The 22,032-nt window shown below is 67.1% G+C and carries 22 protein-coding genes; 9 read left to right on the forward strand and 13 right to left on the reverse strand.

Annotated features, from left to right (window positions below; translation table 11 throughout):
* Nucleotides 1–30: 30 nt before the first annotated feature.
* The 5 genes from hpf to mtrA form a co-directional block, all read right to left on the reverse strand.
* Nucleotides 31–735: a ribosome hibernation-promoting factor, HPF/YfiA family gene (gene hpf, locus LOC56_RS00990; RefSeq protein ID WP_229949691.1), complete on the reverse strand. Its 705-nt coding sequence runs from the start codon at nt 733–735 to the stop codon at nt 31–33.
* A gap of 126 nt (nt 736–861) precedes the next feature.
* A complete protein-coding gene (locus LOC56_RS00995; RefSeq protein ID WP_229949692.1) occupies nt 862–1,854 on the reverse strand; it encodes a ComF family protein in 993 nt (330 codons plus the stop codon).
* A gap of 115 nt (nt 1,855–1,969) precedes the next feature.
* Nucleotides 1,970–3,703: an LpqB family beta-propeller domain-containing protein gene (locus LOC56_RS01000; RefSeq protein WP_229949694.1), complete on the reverse strand. Its 1,734-nt coding sequence runs from the start codon at nt 3,701–3,703 to the stop codon at nt 1,970–1,972.
* Nucleotides 3,693–5,390: an MtrAB system histidine kinase MtrB gene (mtrB, locus tag LOC56_RS01005; protein WP_229949696.1), complete on the reverse strand. Its 1,698-nt coding sequence runs from the start codon at nt 5,388–5,390 to the stop codon at nt 3,693–3,695. The genes LOC56_RS01000 and mtrB overlap by 11 nt, the downstream gene beginning before the upstream one ends.
* A 22-nt stretch (nt 5,391–5,412) precedes the next feature.
* Nucleotides 5,413–6,090, reverse strand: a complete 678-nt coding sequence (gene mtrA / locus LOC56_RS01010; protein ID WP_229949698.1) for an MtrAB system response regulator MtrA — start codon at nt 6,088–6,090, stop codon at nt 5,413–5,415.
* A 208-nt stretch (nt 6,091–6,298) separates the two neighbouring features.
* Here mtrA and LOC56_RS01015 point away from each other — a divergent pair, with 208 nt between their 5' ends.
* The 6 genes from LOC56_RS01015 to LOC56_RS01040 are packed head-to-tail and all read left to right on the forward strand — an operon-like array spanning nt 6,299 to nt 12,563.
* Nucleotides 6,299–7,636, forward strand: a complete 1,338-nt coding sequence (locus tag LOC56_RS01015) for a hypothetical protein (RefSeq protein ID WP_229949699.1) — start codon at nt 6,299–6,301, stop codon at nt 7,634–7,636.
* Between the two features lie 2 nt (nt 7,637–7,638).
* Nucleotides 7,639–8,322, forward strand: a complete 684-nt coding sequence (locus LOC56_RS01020) for a DUF4129 domain-containing protein (protein ID WP_229949701.1) — start codon at nt 7,639–7,641, stop codon at nt 8,320–8,322.
* Nucleotides 8,319–9,557, forward strand: a complete 1,239-nt coding sequence (locus LOC56_RS01025) for a DUF4350 domain-containing protein (RefSeq protein ID WP_229949703.1) — start codon at nt 8,319–8,321, stop codon at nt 9,555–9,557. The genes LOC56_RS01020 and LOC56_RS01025 overlap by 4 nt, the downstream gene beginning before the upstream one ends.
* Nucleotides 9,554–10,588 carry an AAA family ATPase gene (locus LOC56_RS01030; protein ID WP_229949704.1) on the forward strand — a complete coding sequence of 345 codons (1,035 nt, stop codon included), beginning with the start codon at nt 9,554–9,556 and terminating at the stop codon, nt 10,586–10,588. The genes LOC56_RS01025 and LOC56_RS01030 overlap by 4 nt, the downstream gene beginning before the upstream one ends.
* Before the next feature lie 5 nt (nt 10,589–10,593).
* Entirely contained in the window at nt 10,594–11,886 is a 1,293-nt protein-coding gene (locus LOC56_RS01035; protein WP_229949707.1) for a DUF58 domain-containing protein, read from the forward strand.
* Nucleotides 11,887–11,888: 2 nt separating this feature from the next.
* Nucleotides 11,889–12,563 carry a DUF4166 domain-containing protein gene (locus LOC56_RS01040; protein WP_229949709.1) on the forward strand — a complete coding sequence of 225 codons (675 nt, stop codon included), beginning with the start codon at nt 11,889–11,891 and terminating at the stop codon, nt 12,561–12,563.
* A 20-nt stretch (nt 12,564–12,583) separates the two neighbouring features.
* Here LOC56_RS01040 and LOC56_RS01045 read toward each other — a convergent pair whose 3' ends face one another.
* The 5 genes from LOC56_RS01045 to LOC56_RS01065 all read right to left on the reverse strand — a co-directional run bounded on the left by LOC56_RS01045 (nt 12,584) and on the right by LOC56_RS01065 (nt 16,853).
* Nucleotides 12,584–13,705: a hypothetical protein gene (locus LOC56_RS01045; RefSeq protein WP_229949711.1), complete on the reverse strand. Its 1,122-nt coding sequence runs from the start codon at nt 13,703–13,705 to the stop codon at nt 12,584–12,586.
* A complete protein-coding gene (locus LOC56_RS01050; protein WP_229949713.1) occupies nt 13,689–14,066 on the reverse strand; it encodes a chorismate mutase in 378 nt (125 codons plus the stop codon). The genes LOC56_RS01045 and LOC56_RS01050 overlap by 17 nt, the downstream gene beginning before the upstream one ends.
* Nucleotides 14,067–14,124: 58 nt before the next feature.
* Nucleotides 14,125–15,276, reverse strand: a complete 1,152-nt coding sequence (mnmA, locus tag LOC56_RS01055) for a tRNA 2-thiouridine(34) synthase MnmA (protein ID WP_229949715.1) — start codon at nt 15,274–15,276, stop codon at nt 14,125–14,127.
* Nucleotides 15,273–16,499 (reverse strand): cysteine desulfurase family protein, encoded by a 1,227-nt coding sequence (locus tag LOC56_RS01060; protein WP_229949717.1) that lies wholly within the window; start codon nt 16,497–16,499, stop codon nt 15,273–15,275. Before LOC56_RS01060 ends, mnmA begins: the two co-directional genes overlap by 4 nt.
* A gap of 102 nt (nt 16,500–16,601) precedes the next feature.
* Entirely contained in the window at nt 16,602–16,853 is a 252-nt protein-coding gene (locus LOC56_RS01065; RefSeq protein ID WP_229949719.1) for an epoxide hydrolase N-terminal domain-containing protein, read from the reverse strand.
* Nucleotides 16,854–17,053: 200 nt separating this feature from the next.
* Here LOC56_RS01065 and LOC56_RS01070 point away from each other — a divergent pair, with 200 nt between their 5' ends.
* The 3 genes from LOC56_RS01070 to LOC56_RS01080 are packed head-to-tail and all read left to right on the forward strand — an operon-like array spanning nt 17,054 to nt 19,353.
* A complete protein-coding gene (locus LOC56_RS01070; protein ID WP_229949720.1) occupies nt 17,054–18,028 on the forward strand; it encodes a J domain-containing protein in 975 nt (324 codons plus the stop codon).
* Between the two features lie 41 nt (nt 18,029–18,069).
* On the forward strand, nt 18,070–18,537 hold the full coding sequence (locus LOC56_RS01075; RefSeq protein WP_227918382.1) for a tRNA (cytidine(34)-2'-O)-methyltransferase: 468 nt from the start codon (nt 18,070–18,072) through the stop codon (nt 18,535–18,537).
* Nucleotides 18,538–18,552: 15 nt separating this feature from the next.
* On the forward strand, nt 18,553–19,353 hold the full coding sequence (locus LOC56_RS01080; protein ID WP_229949722.1) for a class I SAM-dependent methyltransferase: 801 nt from the start codon (nt 18,553–18,555) through the stop codon (nt 19,351–19,353).
* A gap of 52 nt (nt 19,354–19,405) precedes the next feature.
* Here LOC56_RS01080 and LOC56_RS01085 read toward each other — a convergent pair whose 3' ends face one another.
* From LOC56_RS01085 to LOC56_RS01095, 3 genes are all read right to left on the reverse strand, one after another.
* On the reverse strand, nt 19,406–20,149 hold the full coding sequence (locus tag LOC56_RS01085) for a PIG-L deacetylase family protein (protein ID WP_229949724.1): 744 nt from the start codon (nt 20,147–20,149) through the stop codon (nt 19,406–19,408).
* Between the two features lies 1 nt (nt 20,150).
* Nucleotides 20,151–21,098 (reverse strand): electron transfer flavoprotein subunit alpha/FixB family protein, encoded by a 948-nt coding sequence (locus LOC56_RS01090; protein ID WP_229949725.1) that lies wholly within the window; start codon nt 21,096–21,098, stop codon nt 20,151–20,153.
* A 63-nt stretch (nt 21,099–21,161) separates the two neighbouring features.
* Complete coding sequence (locus tag LOC56_RS01095) at nt 21,162–22,001, reverse strand: electron transfer flavoprotein subunit beta/FixA family protein (RefSeq protein WP_229949726.1); 840 nt, start codon at nt 21,999–22,001, stop codon at nt 21,162–21,164.
* Nucleotides 22,002–22,032 lie beyond the last annotated feature (31 nt).

Here is a 22,032-nt window from a genome sequence, read left to right on the forward strand (position 1 = left end):
CCCCTCATCCTAGGGGAGCCGTCCGGAGGGTCAGGCGGTGGCGCGGTATCCGCGGGTTTCCTCCCGTGGCTCTTCCGTGCCTTCCGCGCACTTGGAGTCCAGGGTGATGACACCGTAGGTCCAGCCGCGGCGGCGGTACACCACCGACGGTGCGCCGGTTGCGGAATCCACAAACAGGTAGAAGTCGTGGCCGACCAGCTCCATATTGTCCACGGCGTCGTCAAGGCTCATGGGGGCACCCGGGAAAACCTTGCGCCGGATCAATACGGGGCAGTCGCCGGTGGCGTCTTCCTCTGCCGCATCCTGGGCGTTCTCTTCGTTGGCCTGTTCCTCTGCGGCGGCCGCGACCTGTGCGTAGAGCGGCTCGGAGGTGCTCACGGGACCAAGATCAGCGGTGGCAACCCGGACCGGGATCGGTGCGTGGCGCCCGTGGTGCACCTTGCGCCTGTCACTTGCCCGACGCAGCCGTTCCAGCAGCTTCCCGTACGCGAGGTCAAACGCCGCGAACTTGTCTCCGGATGTTGCCTCGGCACGAACGACGGGACCGCGGCCGGTGACCGTGATTTCCACGGTGAGGGCGCTGTCTGCGTCCCGGACGTTGCCCTGCTTCGTGACCCTGGCCTCCACCCGCTGGACTTTGTCGCCGAGCGCCTCCACTTTGCCGATTTTCTCTTCGGCGTACTCGCGGAACCGGTCTGATACTGCAACGTTACGTCCGCTGATCATGAATTCCATGGTGCCCTCCAATAGATTTCGGTGACACAACAACGGCCGCTGTCAGTTGCCTTCGCGACCGTTGCCGCAGGATAACCCCGCTACTTGAAGCTATCCATACTCAACACGTTAGATCACCGTCGAGCTTTATTCACGTCTCGCGATTCCGTTTCCGGCGCCCGTGGAACGGGCCCCCGGAACGGCAGGGTCTGTGGGGGTTGTGTTACGTTCCGGGGCTGGTGTGGCTGCGATAACCGCCGCTCCAAAGACCCGGGCACCCGCCCGGCGCAGTGCCCGCACCGTCTCTGCAATAGTGGCTCCCGTGGTCAATACGTCATCGATCACCAGGCAGTCGACGCCTTTCAGTCCTCCCGGCGGACCGGCGGTCATGGTGTTCCGGACGTTGCGTCTCCGCGCGTTGCGGCCGAGCCCCTTTTGCGGACCGGACGCGCCGGCAGATCCTCCCCCGCGGTTCCACCGCCGCAGCAGTGCGCCCGCCGTGCCGCACCCCGTTGGTAAGGACACAAGGGAAACCACGGCGCAGCCGGCAGGCAGCAACCGCCGGCGCCGGAGCCGCCTCAGCAGCAGCGCCAGTGGAAAGTAGCCGCGTTTCTGAAGCGAGCCGCCCGTGCCGGGAACCGGGACCAGCACCAGTGGAACGTTCCCCGCCCTTCGGCGTGCATCCGTTACCGCTGCCTGCAGGACGTCTGCCAGGACCGGCGCCAGGAACCCGGCCAGGTCGGTGTGCCCCCGGTTCTTAAAAGCAAGGACTGTCCGCGCGAGCCCGCCTGAGTACACTCCGGCAGCCAGGACCGGCAACGGGACAAAGAGGTCAGGGTGCGCGCCGGTCGGGTCCGGCCCTGTCGGATACGCGCCGGTCGGGTCCGGCCCTGTCGGATACGCGCCGGGGACCGGTTCTGCGGCGGGCAGCGCCCCGGCACCTTCCTGTGCAGGATACGGATGCAACGTGCCGCGCCGGATCCTCGCCGCGCATACCCTGCACAGAGAATGGTCCGGCGCCCCGCAGGCCACGCATGAGACCGGTGCCAGCCCGGCAGCCAACCCGGACAGCGCAGCGGCGATCGCCTGTCCCGCCGGAGAGTAAAGCATCCGGTCCAGCCGGCGATTCGGCATATCCATCCGTCCATGATGGGGCCCTACCGGAACCGGGGCGCAGCACAACCGGCTGGCAGGGAACATCAAACCGGACGGATAGCGCAATCAGGCAGCTGTGGAGGAAAACAACGGTGCTTCATCACCCGGGGAAAGCCGGGTCCCGGATTCCTTCCGTCCGGAGCGTCCAACTGCTCCCAACCTTGTTGAAAATGCCTTCCGAGGTCTGGATGAAAGTGTCCTCGGCGCCGTTTCCCGCACTGAGGCCCGTGATCCCTTCCTTCGCGGAAAGCGGTTCCGGAACACCCCTGGTGCTGAGGATTACCGGCACGGCTTCCTCCGCACCGGACTGCACGGCAACCAATGTGTCTTCCGAAGCCCACTTGACCCGGTTCACGGCCCCCGCTTCCGGCGGCACCTGAAGGACCATCGGAGCCGTGAGGGAGACGGGAACGCCTTCGGCTGACCTGACGACGCCGGCAATCATCACCTCGCTGCGTCCGTCCCGGTCCGCCGCCACCAGTGCCCGGGTACCGTCGCGGGAAATCCGCAGTTCTGTCACGGTTTGCCCCTCCAGCCAGGGCGCAGAAAGAACGGCCGCGGAACTCCGGTCTCCCCCGGGCGGTACCGCGAGAACCTGGGATCCGGTGCCGGTGGGTTGGGAAGTCCAGACCCACCGACGGGGATCCACGCTGGGTGCCGTAAACCTTTCGGCCTCGGCCACCACTGAAACGTCCTGTCCGGTTCCCGTCACCAGCAGCGTGTCCTCCCGGCTGTTCAGGAAGGCGATGACCGACCCGTCCATGGACATGGCCGGATGCCGGGGACCGTATTCCGCCACTGAAGGAATATCACCGATCGGCTCGGGACCGTCCGCGTAGTAGGCCAGTTCGTCCTGATGGACCACGATCTGGGTGGCCCCGGCGGACGGGTCTGCCACGGCGGACTGCAGCTCGCCGCTCCCCTTGCCGAGGTCTACATCCCGCTGGTCCACTGTCATCCTCACAGCGGTGACGTTGTTGAGGCTGCGCAGGTTCTGCTCAAGCTGCTTCACCATCTGTTGGCGGTTCCGGTCGCTGGAGTCCCGCAGCGATTCGTCCGCGAAATCCACGACAGCCTTTCCCGAGGCAACCGGGACCGCATCGCGTGCCAAGGCGGTTCCGGCAGGGAAGGCGCTGAGGACTGCACCCTGGAGGTACGGAGCGGGCCCTACGAGAAGTTCCTTGACAATGTTGGCGGCGATGCCGGCGCGCTGGATAAACCACCGCGTATCCGGGACCCAGTACTGGTAATCACTTGAATAGAAGTAGAGGTTGTGGGCGATGAAAATCGCAGGCAAACTCGCCAGCGACACGATGATCCCGTCGGGGACGGCGCTGAGCCTCCATTGTCCCTTCACCTTTTCGAGCTGGACGGGGAATGCTTCGGTGCTGCCCACCGGGGCGTCCGTCCGGATGCCCCGGGCATCCACGCGCCCCTGCACTTCCAGCTGAATCTGGAACAGGTCCGGTTCCGGCATGGCCACGATGCGTGAGGACCGGTAAATGGTCACCCGTTCCGAGGGGGACCAGGTAGTCGCCAGCTCCGGGGCCAGGAATTGCCGGGCCACGCTGTAATCGTCTGCGGCTCCCCTGCCTGCCTCCATAAAGCCGCGGACGATGTCCTGCGGAGAGGCGTCCTCGGCCGGACCCTCGGGTGAGAAAACCGCATCCTCGCCCGTTTCCCCGTTGTTCTCCGCCGATGCCGTGCCTACCGGCCCAACGGTGGGTATTGAGGAGCAGCCGACCAGGACCAGGACGATACTGAGCCACAGAACCAGCATCCTTCCGGTCCGTCCCCGGTGTGCCTTGGGCAGCACCTTCCGCTTAGTAGGCATCAATTTCCTCTTCCCGGGCCGGAGCCGCAGCAGTGAGCTCCCGGGGTCCGGCAGCGGCCTCGCGGGGAGACAGCGGCACCGGGGATGAGTCAAAGCCTGCACCATGACGACGGGGAAGCGTGAGCCGGAAGCAGGATCCGTTGCCCGGTTCACCCCAGGCCTCAAGCCAGCCGCCGTGAAGCCGTGAGTCTTCGGTGGCGATGGACAGGCCCAGCCCGCTGCCGCCCGTGGTGCGTGCACGCGCTGGATCCGCCCTCCAGAAACGGTCAAAGACATGGTCGGCGTCTTCTTCGGTCATCCCGATGCCGTGGTCGCGGACCGCTATGCCCACGGCATCCTCGGAAGCTGCTATCGCAATTTCGATGGGTTCTCCTTCACCATGCTCCAATGCGTTCACCAGCAGGTTGCGCAGGATGCGCTCGATCCGGCGCGGATCGGCGTCCACGACGCAGCTGGACTCCTTCGACACCACAACGACCTCGGAGCCGCAGTTGTTCGCCAGCGGCTCCGTGGCGTCGATGACGTCACGGACAATATGGAAGACGTCGGTGGGTTCCAAATCGAGCGCAGCCGCACCGGCGTCGAACCGGGAAATTTCCAGCAGGTCCGCCAACAGCGCCTGGAACCGTTCCACTTGGTGATAGAGCAGTTCCGTGGAACGGCGGTACATCGGATCAAAGCTGTCGCGCGCTTCGTAGAGCACCTCCGCAGCCATGCGGACCGTGGTGAGCGGCGTCCGCAGCTCGTGTGAGACGTCGGAGACGAACACCTGCTGCATACGCGACAGTGTAGCCAGCTGGGTGATCTGGTCCTGCAGCGTGCCGGCCATGCGGTTGAAGGACGCCGCCAGGCGTGCAACTTCGTCCTCGCCCTTGACCTCCATGCGCTCCTGCAGTTCGCCTGCCGCCAGCTTCTCCGACACCGCTGCTGCGTCGCTGACCGCGCCCAGGCCGGCCTTGGCTACGATCCACGCGATCGTGCCGCTGATGGCAAGCAGCAGGAATCCCGCAATCCAAAGAATCCGGTGGATGTCGTCGAGTGTTTCCTGCATCGAATGCAGGTCATAGATCAGGTAGAGGGCATATTCGGAGCTGTCCGGGGGCAGCGTGACTTTGGTGCCGAACGCAATGCCGGGCTCGCCGTTGGCGAGCTCAAGCGGAGACCAGAACACGTAATCTGTCTCGGACGCTGTGGCATCGCTGGCAATAACGGCATCGCTGAGGGCCACCGGAATGCCGCTGGCGGTAATGGTTCCGCTGTTCACCGAGGACGTGACGTACAGGGGCTCTTCGGTCGGCAACGGGGTGAGCAGATAGGTCCGCTGGGCGTCTGCACCCTGGCCTTCCAGCAACGGCAGCGTGTCCATAACCAGCCGGTCGGTGCCCTCCCGGTCGCTCGCGGCAGTGTCCCGGAAGTTGTCCTTCACTTTGGACAGGCCCGACGTCGCTTCGGTCCGGAACTGTGTCAGCCGCTCTTCGTAGAGTGAATCGGCAATCTGGTGGGAGAGAAAGGCGCCGATCCCGGCGCCTGCAAGCGCCACCAGGAGGAGCGTGGAAACGACCGTCTTGAACTGCAGGGACCTCCGCCACAGACGGGCGATCCGATAAAAGGTGGCCCGCCGGAAGGAGTCCCGGAGGCGCACCAGGCCCTGCAGGGCCAGATCGAATTTAGGGGATTTCCCGGCCATCCCGGCCAGGAAACCCGGCAACTTAGCTCTGACCCGCTTTGTATCCGACACCGCGCACCGTCAATACAATCTCGGGTGCTTCGGGGTCGCGTTCGATCTTTGAGCGGAGCCTCTGCACATGTACATTCACCAGCCGCGTGTCGGCGGCGTGGCGGTACCCCCAGACCTGTTCAAGCAGCATCTCGCGGGTGAAAACCTGCCAGGGCTTGCGTGCCAGTGCCACGAGCAGGTCGAATTCCAGCGGCGTCAGCGAAACGCTGTCGCTGCCTCGGGCCACGGAGTGGCCCGCAACGTCAATGGAGACCTCGCCGATCCGCAGGGTCTCCGGCGATTTCTGGTCGCCCGGGCGCAGCCGGGCACGCACGCGCGCCACCAGCTCCGCGGGCTTGAAGGGCTTGGGCACATAATCGTCGGCGCCGGATTCCAGGCCGCGCACGACGTCGGACGTGTCGGACTTGGCGGTGAGCATAACGATGGGGGTGTCGGACTCGCTGCGGATCTGCCGGCACACTTCGATGCCGTCGATGCCGGGAAGCATCAGGTCCAGCAGCACCAGATCCGGCTTGCTGTTACGGAACACTTCGAGTGCGGAGGAACCGTCGGCACAGAACACCGGTTCAAACCCGTCGTTGCGCAGCACAATACCGATCATTTCGGCGAGTGCTTCGTCGTCGTCTACGACCAGTATGCGTGCCTTCATAGCTCCCTGTTTCCGCTGCTTGACTTCCGCGCCGCTGCGCGTCCGGAGCAGCATCGGCTGCCGCTCCCCACGGCGTTAAGCCGACTAAGTTAATCCCTATCATCCTAAGGGACACATATGCCGCCACGGCTCGCCGGGTGCCGTTTGGGCGGAGCGTCACTATAGTCGAGGTAAATAAAAGGTACTGCCTGCGGGGGAACGGGTAAGGATGAGCGAGCAAGAACACAACGACCGGCACAACAGTGACCCGGAAAACGGCAGCCCGGAGTACCGGGCTGCGAACGACGCCGCCCGGAAGCCTGTGCCCGGAATACCGCAGCCGCCCGTGGACCCGTGGTCACAGCAGCAGGCTCCTCCTCCGCCGCCCGTAATGCCGCCGCCCGGCATGCCGCAGCCTCCCGTGAACCCGTGGGCGCAGCAGCAGGCTAATCCGTGGGCGCAGCAGCCCGCAGCACAGGGCTACCCGCCGCAGGCATCCGCCTGGGACCACTCCAACCCCTACCGGGGAGGCCCCCTCCCCCAGCCCGGCTACACGCCGCCGCCCAAACCGGGCATCATTCCCCTGCGTCCACTGGGACTGGGGGAAATCCTGGACGGAGCGTTCCAGGCGTGCCGCCGCAACGCGTTGGCCGCCTTCGGCAACGCGTTTGTGGTCCAGGCCGTCCTGACCGTACTGCTGATCGGACTCGGCGCGGGCATGTTCGTCTCCATTGCCGCGTGGCTGCAGAGCCCATCAGGGAGCGGAGAAGTCACGGGTCCGGTGGTAGGGGCGGTCGTCGGGTCGGTTTCGACCCTCGGCGGCCTGTCAATGGCCGGGATATTGATTGTCCAGGGCCTCCTGGTCCTTCCGGTAGTGCGGTCTACCCTGAACCTGCGGACCGGCTTCGGCCAGGTCTGGCGGCTGGCCCGCGGCACCCTCGGTCCGCTTGCCGGCCTCGCATTACTCATGCTGGCCGGTGCCGCCGTGGGCGTCACGGTCCTCACCATGCTGGCTTACCTGATCATCGATACTTTCGATGCAGCGGGGCTTATCGTGGTGATCCCGGCCCTGTTCGCGGTGATTGCCGCGGCTGCGTGGATCTCGGTGAAACTCTCCCTGGCACCGGCAGCACTGGTATTCGAAGGTATCGGTGTCTTCCCTGCGATTCGGCGGTCCTGGCGCCTCACCGGAGGCAACTGGTGGCGAACCTTCGGGATCATGGCCCTGACGAGCCTGATCGTCAATATCGTTACCCAGGTCCTTACGGTGCCGCTCTCCTTCGCCGGGAGCATGCTCACCCTGACGGAGAGCGCCGTCCTCATCGGAGTCAGCGTTGTCCTGATCCTGGCCTTCTCCCTGCTTCTGGGCGCGTTGGCCTGTGCCTTCCAAAGTGCCGTCACGGCTCTGCTGTACGTTGACCTCCGAATCCGCCGGGAAGGCTTTGACCTTGCCTTGATGAAGGATCAGGAGAATCCGCAGGCACAGGATCCTGACTTCCTGCCCGGCCGCAACGCCGTGCCCATGGCCCGGAACACGCTGCACGGTCCCCCTGTGGGCATGAAGTAGACATGCCGTCCTCAGCACTCCTCCGGCCCGGAGCCGCCCTGGAGGCCCCGATCGAGCCCGATGCGGACCAGGCACGGGACTGGGCACGCGACGAGTTGTCCAGGCGCGTGTACGAAGAAGCCGAACCCGGCCTGCTCGACCGGTTCTGGGCACGGGTCGGCGACTGGCTGAACGAGTTGTTCGAGGATGCGGACGGTCTCGGCGCGGGTCCGGGAGTCCTGGTACTGGTCCTGGCCGCCGTTGTGCTGGTGGCCGTTGCCATTGTCGTGATTCGCCCCCGCTTGAATGCGTCCGCTAAAAAGCGGACCGAGGTGTTCACGCACGACGTCGTGGAACGGGCAACCGACCACCGTACCCGCGCGGAGCAGGCCGCTGCAGAGAACCGCTGGAATGATGCCCTTGCCGAGTACTTCCGCGCGATGGTCCGTTCGGCGGAGGAACGGGTCATTTTCGATGCCCGGCCGGCCCGGACGGCCGCCGAAGCCGGTACCCGGCTGGCCGCCGCCTTCCCGGACTTCCGTCCGGAGATCACGTGGATCCAGCAGCGGTTCGACGAGGTGCTCTATGGGAAGGGGGTTGCCGCGGAAGCGGACTACAGACGCGCATCTGCCCTTGATACGGCTTTGGAGGCAGCCCGTCCTGCCTCTTCGGCATCGGCCGAACCGTCGCTGGCGGTGCCGCAATGAGTCGGGTTGCCGCTGAAGCGGCGCCTACCGGCAGCAATGGTGCCCCGGAAAGCGAGGGCGGCGAAGAGCCGACGCCGCCGCGGGTACGCAGCCGGTTCGCGGCCTGGCTGCGCCGGCACCGGGTTCCGCTTCTGCTCCTGCTGCTGCTCTGCGGAGTTGTGATTGCTTCGGTCTGGGGACGTGCTGATCACGACACCACGGCACTCTCCCCCGCCAACCCTGCCCCGGACGGCGCCATGGCCGCCGCCGAAATCCTGGCGGACCAGGGAGTGGACGTGCAGCATCACCAGACGCTGGCGGAAGCGCTGGCCGCCCTGGACGACAATCCCGGGGCGACTCTGCTGTTCCTTGATCCCTCGGGCTACCTCACCGGTGAACAACGCGAGGACCTTGCCGACGCTGCCGGCCGGGTAGTGCTCGTGGAACCGTCCTTTGAGCAACTGGCGGATTTTGCGCCTCAGATCCGTTCCGCCGGAGTTCTTCCCCCGGATCCTGAGCGCCACCGGCTTGACGCCGGCTGCAGCAGCGAGGATGCCGAGGCAGCAGGTGCCATTGAAGCCGGCGGGAAAACCTACCGGGGACCCGTCACCTGTTTCCCGGCTCCGGGCAACCAGGGCGCCGGCGCTGCGGGTTCCTATGCGGCTACCAAGGGCGGATCCGCCGTGGTGCTTGGCAGCGCGGACCTGCTCGCCAACGAAAGCGTTGCCCTCGAGGGCAACGCCGCACTGGCTTTCCGCACGCTCGGGCCGGACGAAACACTGGTCTGGTATCAGGCCGGCCCCTTCGATATTCCCGCGTCGGAAGCTCCCGCCGATCCCTTCGCCTTGCTGCCCCCATGGGTGAATCCGCTCCTGTTCTGGCTCCTGCTGGTCGCCTGCGCCGCAGCTTTCTGGCGCGGCCGCAGGCTGGGGCCGCTGGTGGAGGAACCCCTGCCCGTTATTGTCCATGCGGCCGAGACTGCTGAGGGCCGGGCCCGCCTGTACCAGGACAGCCGGGCTGTGGCCCATGCAGCCGCCACCCTGCGTGCCGCGGCTATGACCCGGCTGGCGGCGCATCTGCGGGTGGGCCCGGGCGCCGGCGTCGCCACGGTCACGCGTGCGGCGGCGAACGCATCCGGCCGCAGCTATTCCGAGATTGACCATCTGCTCAACCAGCGACTGCCCGGAACGGGCGCGGATCTCGTGCGCTGGGCCCAGGACCTGAAAGACCTAGAGGAAGAAGCCACTTCATCATGAGCCAGCAGTACGAGCCCTACGCACCCGCACCCTCCGGAGCCGCCAACGGCACCGCGCCGGCGGCTCCTCCGTCTCCGGGAGAGGACCCCGTGCGTGCTGCCCTGGAGCAGGTCCGGCGTGAGGTTGCCAAGGCAGTGGTGGGGCAGGACGCGGCCGTTACGGGCTTGATCATCGCCCTGCTGGCCAGGGGGCATGTGCTGCTCGAGGGCGTGCCCGGCGTCGCCAAGACGCTGTTGGTTCGAAGCCTTTCCGCGGCGTTGGACCTGGACACCAAGCGCGTCCAGTTCACGCCGGATCTCATGCCCGGCGACGTCACCGGGTCCCTGATCTACGACAACCGTTCCGCTGAGTTCTCCTTCCGGGAGGGACCGGTGTTCACCAACATCCTGCTCGCGGACGAAATCAACCGCACGCCGCCCAAGACCCAGGCGTCCCTGCTGGAAGCCATGGAAGAACGCCAGGTAACCGTCGACGGCGTCACCCGTCACCTGCCCGAGCCGTTCATTGTTGCGGCGACCCAGAACCCGGTGGAATACGAGGGAACGTACCCGCTCCCCGAGGCCCAGCTCGACCGGTTCCTGCTGAAGATGACGCTTGACCTCCCCGGCCGGGAGGACGAGATCGAGGTGATCCGCCGGCACAGCGGCGGCTTCGATCCGCGGAACCTCGCCGCGGCCGGTGTCCGGCCGGTGGCTTCGGCCCGGGACCTGGAGCTGGCACGCGAGGCAGTGGCAAGGGTAACCGTTGCACCCGAGGTCCTCGCCTACATCGTGGACCTGGTCCGGGCGACGCGTTCGGCGCCGTCGTTCCAGCTCGGGGTGTCCCCCCGCGGGGCGACTGCCCTCCTGAATACTGCGCGGGCCTGGGCCTGGCTCTCGGGGCGGGCCTTCGTGACTCCCGACGACGTCAAGGCGCTCACCCTTCCCGCCCTGCGGCACCGCGTGGCGCTTCGGCCCGAGGCCCAGATGGACGGGGTCAATGTGGACGATGTGCTGGGAAGCATCCTCGCCACAGTTCCGGTTCCCCGGTAGCGCCGATGGCTGTTTCGGGCCGCTTTGTCCTGCTGGCGCTCCTGGGCTCCGTCGCCGTGGTGCTGTACCCCGGCGCCGTCTCGATCCTGCTCTGGCTGGCTTTCCTGGCCGCCGCTGCCGGACTGGACCTGCTGCTGGCTGCCCCCGTGCGGCGGCTCCGCGTGGAGCGGCGCCTGCCGGACAGCGTGCGGCTGAGTGAAACGACGGCAGGCACCCTGGTGGTCCGCAACGATGCCAAGGCCCGGCTGCGGGCCGTGGTCCGGGACGGCTGGCAGCCTTCCGCCGGTGCCCGCAACCCCCAGCAGCGCCTGACCGTTCCGGCCGGTGAAGCCCGGACCATGGAAGTGGTGCTGGAACCCGCCCGCCGCGGGATCCTGAAAAGCCGACATGTGGCGGTACGCAGTTTCGGGCCATTTGGGCTCGCGGCCCGCCAGCGGACGCTGCCTGTGCCCGCAGAAATCCGGGTGCTTCCTCCGTTCCATGCCAAGCGGCACCTGCCCTCGAAGCTGCGCAGGCTCAGGGAGCTGGACGGCAACACCTCGGTACAGCTGCGCGGGGCCGGAACCGAATTCGACTCCCTGCGCGAATATGTGCGGGGCGACGACGTCCGCTCCATTGACTGGCGTGCCACCGCCCGGCGGCAGGACACCGTAGTGCGGACCTGGCGGCCCGAACGCGACCGGAGGGTGATCATTGCCCTGGACACTTCCCGGACGTCCGCCGCCCGGATCGAAGACGAACCCCGCCTGGACACCGGCATTGAAGCTACCCTGCTCCTGGCCGTTCTTGCCCGCAGCGGCGGCGACCGTGTGGACTTCCTGGCCTTCGACCGGCGGATCCGGGCGCGTGTGGACTCCGGCGGCAAGGAAAACCTGCTGAGCCGGCTCGTCACTGCCGCGGCACCGCTGGAACCGGAACTCATCGAAGCGGATTTCTCCCTGCTGCCCGGCGCCGTGCACGCCGTGTCCGCACGCCGGTCCCTGGTTGTCCTGATCACCGCGCTGGATTCCGGAGCTGTGGAGGAGGGCTTGGTGCAGGTCCTGCCCCGGCTGCTGCAGAAGCACGTGGTGGTGGTTGCCTCCGTGCGGGATCCCGGCCTGGACGAGCTGCGTTCCGGCGGAGGTACGACGCCGGCGGTCTTCCGTGCCGCGGCAGCCGAGCGGGCCATGCTCGACCGGGCTGCGGTCAGCGCTCAGCTGCGCTCGATGGGCGCGGAAGTTGTGGATGAGCCGCCGCACGAGCTGGCGCCGAAACTCGCAGATATGTATCTCCGCCTCAAGGCCGCCGGAAGGCTGTAGCCATGGACTCCGTGTACCAGCAGGTCCTCGGATCAGGGTTTCTCCGCCTGCAGCCCCAGCTGCAGGCGTATTTCAGCCTCGGCCCGGACACCGGCCGGTTCGGTGAAGGCACCGGCGTTTTCCTCCGCGCCGGGTGTCCCCGGCCCTGGCTGCGTCCGCTGCTGCCGCTGGTTCCGGTGTCCAACGCCTTTTTCCCGGAGTACGGGACCTCCGTCCCCTTCTCCATCCGCAACTATCCGCACCTCGACCCGTGGGGCCGGCCGGCACTTACGGCGGTCCGACGCTTCGATTTTCCGGGCCGGCAGCGGACCTTCGAGGACACCACGGTACTGACCGGCCCCGGGGTCCTGACGGATTATCTGGGCCGCCGCCGCAACCTGGCCACGAATCTGCTGCTGCGGGTGTCGGAGGACGGTCATCTGCACATGAATTCCCCGGGAAGCCGCCTGTTCCTCGGTCCGCTGCGGCTGCCCCTGCCGGACTTCGCCGGTGCCGACGCGCAGGTGGAACAGTGGTGGGACACGCAGCAGGATCTGTTCCGGATCCGCACCCGGGTCATCCAGCGGCAGGTCGGCACGGTTTTCGAGTACGACGGCGCCTTCACCTACGCCAGCCGGGATTTCGACGGCGGCCTGCCTGCCGACGTCGAACCGGCACGCTGGGAGCGCCGGACCTAAGTCCGCGCGGACCGGCCCGTTTACCCCTCGGCTACGACCTGGTCCAGTGCAGACGCCGTCTGCGTGAGGCGGGCCAGGACTTTCCGCGCCGCCTCCGGTGAAATATCGGCCAGCCCGTCGGCAGGTGTCAGGCGAAGCGCCGGCAGGTCCTGAAGCGGGAGTCCCAGTTTCCGCCAGGGCCGCAGCACCCGCTCCACCAGGTCGGTGACCTGGGGCAGTGCGGCTCCGTCCGCGGGAACCGGAAGGATACCAAGCCAGATCCGGCGTCCGCCTTCAACGGCTTCGGCGATGCCTTCCCAGTCGCGAGCATCCAGCCCGGCTGCGGCGAGGGCCACGCCCTGCGCTCCGGCACCGACGGCGAGCTCAAACGGTGACCGTGTGCCGGGCCGCAGCGGTCCGTATCCCTCCGCACGGGGCAGGGTGAAGACTGTGTCCGCGCCGACGGCGTCGATTGCTTCACGGACCTGCTGCCAGGCGCTGGATATCTCCGACGACGGCACGGAACGCAGTGTGCGGTAGCCGCTGGCGGTGGGGATCCCGCCGGCCAGGACGGCGGCGACGTCGGGCTCGTCGACCTGCACGGTGATCCGTGCACCCGGTGCCGACGACGACGCGCGCGCCACATACTCACCCACTCCGGCAGTGAAGGACTGGAGAATCTCCCGGCGGGCACCGGCGTCGGACAACGCCCGCTCACCGTTATGCAGATAAAGGTTCGCGGCAAGCGAGAGCGGCCCGCGGACGGAGATTTTCAGCGCTTCGCCTGTGCGTTCTTCGGCTCCGACGACGTCGGCCAGAGCGTTCAGGTCCTGGGTGAGCAGGGATGCCGCGCGGCGGTGGTCCTTGCCCGGCCGCCCCACCAGACGCCAACCGTGCGGCTGGACATCCACGAAAAGGTCCACGAGCAGGGCGGCGCTTCGTCCGAGCGCGTCCGCACCTGGCCCGCGCTGCGGCAGTTCGACCAGGAAGGGCAGGTGCGGGTCCCCCAGCTCGCCCCGGACTACCCGGCTCGATTCGACCGGATCGGTTCCCGGCCAGCTGCCGGGCGCCGTCGCCGTAACCATGCCGTTGCGTGCTTCCGGGCGGGCGGGCGGCTCCGGAAGAGCTGCTTCCCCGCGCCGCTCCTCAGGCCTCCGGGACATCTGTTCCGCCGTTGCGGGTCTGGGAAATGGCCTGATGGTGGCGGATCACTTCGCTGATGATGAAGTTCAGGAATTTTTCCGCGAAGGCCGGGTCCAGGTGCGCGTCCGCGGCCAGGCGGCGCAGGCGTGCAATCTGGGCCACTTCCCGTCCCGGGTCCGCCGGCGGCAGGTGGTGCTCCGCCTTCAGGTGACCCACCCGCTGGGTCGCCTTGAAGCGTTCGGCAAGAAGGTACACGAGAGTCGCGTCGATGTTGTCGATGCTGCTGCGCACGGCAAGCAGCTCTTCCATGACTTCCTCGGCTACCTTCCCGGAGAGGGAACTTGCCCGCGGATCGAACTCGTGGTCCGGTGATTCGCTCATTGGTCCTGTCTGGCTCATTGGTCCAGTTTAGGTGGAGCTGCTCCCGGCCCGGAGCACATTACGAAACGGCTGCGGGGTCCCACTCCAGGGAACGCGCCGAGTCGATGGTCGCCTGTCCCAGCACCCGGGTCCCCTGGTAAAGCACCATGGACTGGCCGGGGGCGACCCCGCGCATGGGTTCGGCCAGCCGGACCACAAGCTCTTCACGTGTTGCCCCGGTGGCCTCGTCGGCTACGTCTTCCATCCAGCCGGTGGCTGCCACGGGGTCGCCGTGGGCACGGACCTGGACCATGCACTGGAACGTGGTCCGGGCAGCGATCTCGGGGATCGGCAGTCCGGCCCAGGAAATCTTGATGCCGCGCATCTGGTCGATGTTCAGCAGCTGCTCGGGTCCGACCACGACCTTGTTTTCCTTCGGGCGGATTTCCAGCACGAAACGGGGCTTGCCGTCCGCGGCGGGCGTGCCGAGCTTCAGGCCGCGCCGCTGGCCCACGGTGAACGCGTTGGCGCCGGGGTGGGTGCCGAGCTTCTCGCCCGTCTCATCCACGATGTCGCCCTCGGTCATGTCGATGCGCTCTTCGAGCCAGCCGCGGGTGTCGCCGTCGGGAATGAAGCAGATGTCGTGGCTGTCGGGCTTGTTCGCCACGGACAGTCCGCGGCGTTCGGCTTCGGCCCGCACTTCGGCCTTGGACGGGGTTTCGGCCAGCGGGAACATGCAGTGGCGCAGCTGCTCCTCCGTGAGCACGCCCAGCACGTAGGACTGGTCCTTGGCCCAGTCGGCGGCACGGTGCAGCTCCGGGTTGCCCTCGGCGTTGGTGAGGACCTTGGCGTAGTGGCCGGTGCACACGGCATCGAAGCCCAGCGCCAGCGCCTTTTCCAGCAGCGCGGCGAACTTGATCCGTTCGTTGCAGCGCATGCAGGGGTTGGGCGTGCGGCCGGCGGCGTATTCCGCCACGAAGTCGTCCACCACGTCTTCCTTGAACCGCTCGGAGAAGTCCCAGACGTAGTACGGAATCCCCAGGATGTCGCAGGCACGCCAGGCGTCGCGGGAATCTTCGATGGTGCAGCAGCCGCGGCTGCCGGTACGCAGGGTGCCCGGCATCCGGGACAGCGCAAGGTGGACGCCGACGACGTCGTGCCCCGCCTCGACTGCCCGTGCCGCGGCCACGGCGGAATCGACTCCGCCACTCATTGCTGCCAAAACCTTCATGAAGTAAAACCTGTTCCTGCTGTTTGGATGCTGCTTACGTGTCCGGCCATGCCGGCCTTCTTCGCGCGCTCATACGCTTCGGGAAGTGCCTGCAACAAAGTGTCAACGTCTTCGGCAGTGGTTGTATGCCCGAGGCTGAACCGCTGGGCACCGCGTGCCTCGGTTTCGGTCAGTCCCATCGCCAGGAGTACGTGCGAAGGCCGCGGGACGCCGGCCGTGCAGGCAGACCCGGTTGAGGACTCCACTCCGGCCAGATCCAGGAGGAAAAGCAGTGAATCGCCCTCGCAGCCGGGGAAGGTGAAGTGGGCGTTGCCCGGCAGCCGGCGTCCACCGCCGTCGTCGTCCCGCGCACCGCGCAGGACTGCCTCGGGAATGGCCCGCTCTACGCCGGTGATGAGGTAGTCGCGGAGCGTGCGCAGGCGTTCCGACTCGTCCGTCAGGTGCTCGGCGGCGTCCTGCGCTGCAGCGGCGAACGCTGCGATTCCCGCGGTGTCCAAGGTGCCGGAGCGGATGTCCCGTTCCTGTCCGCCGCCGTGCTGGACGGGCGTGAGCTTAACGGCGCGGCCTACGACCAGGGCACCCACTCCCACCGGGCCCCCGATCTTGTGGGCGCTGAGTGCCATGGTGTCCAGGCCTGCGGAGCGGAAGCCGATCGGCAGCGCGCCGAACGCCTGGACGGCGTCCGAATGGACAGGGACACCGTACTCGTGGGCCAGGGACGCGATGGCCCGGATGTCCTGGACGGTACCCACCTCGTTGTTTGCCCACATAGCGGTGAGCAGGGCCGTGCTGTCTGCGTTCGCTTCGAGTTCCCGGCGGATGGCGTCGAGGGAGATGACACCGTCGTGGTCCACCGGGATCCACACCGGCACCGCACCTTCGTGTTTCTCCAGCCATTCGACGGCGTCCAGTACGGCATGGTGTTCAATGCCGGAGACGAGGATGCGGTTGCGGGCCGGGTCCGCGTCGCGCCGGGCCCAGAAAAGACCCTTGACGGCGAGGTTGTCCGCTTCGGTGCCGCCGGAGGTGAAAATGATCTCGGAGGGATGGCAGCCTGCGGCGGCGGCCAGGATTTCCCTGGAGTCCTCCACGACCATTCGGGCACGGCGGCCCGAGCCGTGCAGGGACGAAGGGTTGCCGCTGCGGCTGAGTTCTGAGGTGAGTGCGGCGAGGGCCGAAGCCGAAATCGGCGTGGTCGCCGCGTGATCTAGATACACGGGCACCAGCCAATTCTAGCCGCCATGGCGCCTGCTGCCGATTCGGGCGGCTGGGACTTTCCTGACGTTTTCCACGGAGTGCCCCCACCCCACTCCGCAACCTTTCCCTCACCGGCCCTGCTGGCCGTCGATGACAGTGGTGAACTGCGGCAGGCCATTCAGAGTTGCTGCGTGCCACGCCCAGTCGTATTCGTCCGCCCAGTACGCGACCACGCGTTCGAGGTAGCCGGCCGGGACACCCGTTGCCCATTCTTCCCCGGGAAGCGCGGGCGCGAACCGCGTTGCCCGGAGCCTGTCGTTAAGCCGGTCCACCGATGCCGGGTCGACCGGAATGCTGAAGGGCTGGATCTGGTCATTCATGGGGTTCCTCCGTGAGGTCTATGCCGGAGTCAGGTTCCCGATGCACGCCGACGATACGTAGCGCGCAGGACACACGCTGTCCTCCTCTGCCCTTCCGCGGAAAATGCCTCCCCGGAGAGCCCTTCCGTGCCGGGCCGCAGTGCCGGAACCACCGGTAGACTTGCCTCACGCAGCGACCAGCCTGCCCGAGAGGAACCATTTTGAGCCCGTCAGACCCGACGCTCTATGAGGTCTTAGGCCTGGCCCGCACGGCATCGACGGCCGAAATCAAGGCCGCCTACCGGAAGGCAGCCCGGAACGCCCATCCAGACCAGGGCGGCACGAGCGAGAGCTTCCATCGCGTCACGGAAGCTTACCGGGTGCTATCCGATCCGCGGCGAAAGGCCGCATACGATCGCCGGTTCGGCCAGGGCACGGATACAGGCAGCACCAGCTCCAGCACCGGCACCGGCTTCGGAAGCCCGGCCAGCCGGGCCGCGGGAACCCGGTCCGCCCCGGAACGGACCGCAGCGGATCTGGACCGGCCACCGGTGTTTGTCCCGGACTTCTCCCCGAAGAATCCTCCCCTCATCCCCCTGGCCCTGGCCGGACAGCAGGTCCACGGCGCACCGCGCCGTCCTGGTTTCTTCGCGCGGATCGGCTCCAACGCCGTGGGACGCTTCGACGCCGAAAACCGGACCATCCACCTGCTGGAACGCGAGTTGCTTGAGGACTACCCGGCCGCTCGCCTGGTCAACGGCCTCCACATTCCGGACACAGGACCGCGCGGCGGCAACCTCGATGTCAGCCACGTGCTGCTGGGCGGTTACCGCATGGCAGTCCTGGGTTCGCTGATGGCCTCCCCCGGCAACTACCGGTGGGACGGACAGCATCTGCTGCACCGCGGCCGGGAGGTGTCCACCCTGCGGCTGGCCGATGCGGTGCGCACTCTGCAGTCCCGCTTCCCGGAGTTCAACGCCACGGGCTGGCTGGTCCTCCACAGTCCTAACGGCAATCCCTTCGAACCCATCGTCGATTACCCGCCGAGGCTGAGCCGCTCAGCGCCTGCGACCCTGCATGTCGCCAACCCCGGCGGCCTGCTGCGGGAACTGCGTAGGTTCTTTGCCGAAGGCCCGCAACCGAACACGGTCCAGCTGCCGGTGCTGGCGCCGTTGATCGACGCGTCCACGCGTTGAGCGATGCGTCTGGGTTCCGGCGCCGGGCATAGGATGGAGTCGTGTTCCGTATCCTTTTCCATTCCCCTGAAATCCCCGGCAATACCGGAAATGCCATTCGCCTTGCCGCCATCACGGGGGCCGAACTCCACCTGGTTGAGCCCCTCGGCTTCAGCCTCGAGGATTCCAAGCTGCGTCGCGCCGGCCTGGATTACCACGACCTCGCCGTCCTGCACGTCCATGCAAGCCTGCAGGACGCCTGGGAAGCCCTGAAACCCGAACGCGTATATGCCTTCACCTCGGACGGTGACACTTCCTACACGGATATCGAGTATCGTGCCGGAGACGTCCTGATGTTTGGCCGCGAGTCGGTCGGGCTTTCGGACGAGGTGAAGAAAGACCCGCATGTCACCGCCCGGGTACGGCTGCCCATGCTGCCCACCCTGCGCTCCCTGAACCTTGCAAATTCTGCCTCCATAGCCGTTTACGAAGCCTGGCGCCAGCACGGTTTCGCCGGTGCCCAGCTCTAGCGAAGGACACTTCCCATGCCTGAACTCCACATCGGCAACGCGTTCGACGACGGCGCCGCCGACTTCGAGCGGCTCGCACCGTCGCTCTGGAACCCCATGGGAAATGCACTCGTGGCCGCGGCGGACATCACGCTCGGCGACCGGGTCCTGGACGCAGGCTGCGGCACCGGTGCCACCACCATCCCGGCCGCACAGTTCGCGGGTCCCGACGGCGTCGTCGACGGGGTGGACCTCAGCGCACAGATGCTGGCGCTGACCCAGGCCAAGGCAGACACCCTCGCACTCAATAATGTCCACCTTGCCCAGGCCGACCTCACGTCATGGCAGGCCGATGCACCATACGACGCGGTGGTCTGCGCCTACTCCCTGTTCTTCCTTCCGGACATGGACGCCGGCGCCGCCCACCTTGTGTCGTTGCTTCGCAGCGGCGGGCGCTTCGCCCTCAGCACCTGGGCCGAAGGATCCTGGGAACCCTTCAGGGAACTGCTGTGGAAAGCCTGCCTGCAGGAACGGCCCGATCTGGAGGCTCTTCCCCAGTCGGGGGCCCGGAACGCGCAGCGGCTTCAGACACCGGAGCAGCTCACGTCCTGGCTCGAGTCGCTCGGCCTGACCGAAATCACGGTTGCCCCCACTCCGGGACAGGTCCAGCTCAGTCCGTCCCTCGCCTGGTCCCTGGTGCTCGGCGGCGGTTACCGGATGCTGCTGCCCGAAGATCCGGCAGCCGTGGACCGGGTCCGGACCGCATTCCTGGCCGAACTCGGCGACGACTATGCACTGAATACCGACACCCTTATCGCCACGGCTGTCCGTCCGTAACCGCTCTGCCCGCCGGCCCGGCCGCCGGCAGGGCCGGCAGTAGCTGCGGCAGCTAGAACCCGGCGATAGTCTCCGGGGTATTCACGCCTACCGCGTGGAACGTTTCCGCACTGACGCCCTCCGGCAGGCCGTGCCGGCGGGCGTTGTCCTGCAGGAACCGGCGGACCGAGGCGTCCATGCCCTCAATGTCCGGATGCTGGCTCGCGTGGACCCGGATGGCGGCCAGTTTGACGTCTACCGTGGAGCTGACATCCACGGCAGTGTTCTCCCGCTCACGCGGCGCACCGTAAAACCACAGCCACGGCACCTTGTACGCTTCCAGCCCCTGCTCCGCGAGTTCCGGATAGGCAAAAGGATTCTCGGCGGCCGGGTAAACAGCCCGGGTCACTATTTCTCCGCAGGCCAGATGGTCGGGGTGGCTCGCCTGGATGCGGTCCCAGTTCCGCTCGGGGTGCATGGACAGCACGACGTCGGGACGCACCCGACGGATCTGCTCCACCACGCGGGCGATCACCGAGTGGTTAGCTTCCAGGTAGCCGTCCCGCTCCCCCAGGAACACAATGTCCTGCACTCCCACCTGCCGGGCGGCTTCCCGCTGTTCCCCGCTCCGCAGGGCGCTGACGCCGGAGCGGTCCGCAGGGTCGAAGCCGCCCGCGTCACCGGAGGTCATGATGCAGTAGGTGATCTCCGTGCCCTCGCGGGCCCAGCGGGCCAGGGTGCCGGCGGCACCGAAGTCGATGTCGTCCGGATGGGCTGCGAAAGCCAGGACCCGGCCGGGAGCCGACGTCGGGAACATCTCAGGCCCTGCGCTTCCGGATCTCTTCGGCCGCCTGGGGCAGCACGGAGAACACATCCCCGACAATGCCGAAGTCCGCGATCTCGAACACCGGTGCGTCGGCGTCCTTGTTGACCGCGACGATCACCTTGGCGGTCTGCATACCGGCCTTCTGCTGGATGGCGCCGGAAATGCCGGCGGAGATGTACAGCTGCGGGGAGACGGTCTTGCCGGTCTGCCCCACCTGGGCGGAATGTTCAATCCAGCCCGCGTCCGTGGCCGCACGCGAAGCGCCCACCGCTCCGCCGAGGAGGTCCGCCAGTTCCTCCACGGGACCGAAGTTCCCGTCCATCCCGCGTCCGCCGGCAACGATCACCCGTGCCTCGGCCAGTTCGGGACGTCCGCTCACGCGCTTGCCGGAGCGGCCCGTGACCCGCGCGGCAGGACCTGTTTCCGAGAGGGGAACCTCGACCCGCTGCGGAGCAGCGGCGGACGGATCGGCGGGTGCCGGCTCGACACTGTTGGCCTTCACGGTGATGATGGGCGTGCCGGTACGCACCCGGCAGGTCGACGTGTAGGACCCGGCAAGCACCGACTTGGTGACGGCGAGGTCCGGCGCCACCGCAACGGCGTCAGTGATGACGCCGGAGCCGAGCTTGATTCCGGCGCGGGCCGCAATTTCGCGGTCCTCGAATGAGTTGCCCAGCAGGATCGCGGCAGGCTGCTCGCTCTTCGCGGCGTCCGCCAGGAAGGCGGCCTTCGCGGCCACCAGGACGGTGTCCAGTTCCCCGGCCGGCTCGTAAACCTTCACCGCGCCGTGGGAGGCAAGTGCTTCGAGCATGGCCGGATCCACGCGGTGGGCGACAGCTACCGCGGGTTCACCTACCGTGCCGGCAAGGGTCAGCAGTTCGCGGGCAGCCCGCGGCAGGGGCAGGGCTGGGACATCGAGAAAAACCAGGACGGACGCCATGGTGCGCTCCTTAGGACGTAGGCGGCGGCGCCTGCGAAGCGCCGGTTTCAAGCAGGAGAAGTCTTAGATCAGTTTCTGCGCGGCGAGGTAGTCCACCAGCTGCACGCCGGCGGTGCCGTCGTCGGTGATGATGGTTCCCTGCGAGCGCGGCGGCCGCGGAGCGGAAGCGGCTACGGCCGTCCAGGCGCCGTCGTGCCCCACCTGCGCCGGATCCACTCCGATCTCGGCGAGTGTCAGCACCGTAACGGGTTTCTTCTTCGCAGCCATGATGCCCTTGAAGTTCGGATAGCGCGGGCTGTTGGCCTGGTCCGTGACCGATACCAGGGCCGGCAGCGGCGCCTCAACGGTTTCGGTGAAGGAATCACCGTCGCGGCGGGCTTTCACGACCGGGGCGCCGTCGACGTCCACTGCGTCGAGTTCGGAAGCAAAGGTCACCTGTGCCAGTTGCAGCCTTTCGGCGAGCTGCGCGGGAACCAGTGAGGTTTCACCGTCCGTGGAGGCCATGCCCGTGATGACCAGATCCACCGGCCCCTGCGATTCAGCGATAGTGCGTACCGCAGCGGCAAGGGCCAGGGAGGTCCCGGCTGCATCGGAACCGGCCAGGGCGTCGTCGGCCAGGTGCACGCCTGCATAGGCGCCGATCTGCAGGGACTTCTTCACCGCGTTCACTGCTGCCGCCGGGCCCATGGCCAGGGCGGTCACCTTGTTCCCGGCACTCTCCCCGCCGCGGGCCTCGGCCAGCTGCAGTGCCGCCTCAAGGGCGTACTCGTCCAGCTCGGAGAGGATGCTTTCAGCACGGTTCAACGTATGCCCGGGGCCGGTGAGGTGCCGGTCAAACTGTGCGTCGGGGACATGCTTTACCAAGACAACAATGTTCAGCGGATGAGTGGCTGACTCCTGCATTCCGGCCTTTCCGGTAGGAAAATCGTTTCCC

It is taken from the genome of Arthrobacter sp. zg-Y179 (assembly GCF_020907345.1).
Taxonomy (GTDB): Bacteria; Actinomycetota; Actinomycetes; order Actinomycetales; family Micrococcaceae; genus Arthrobacter_B; species Arthrobacter_B jinronghuae.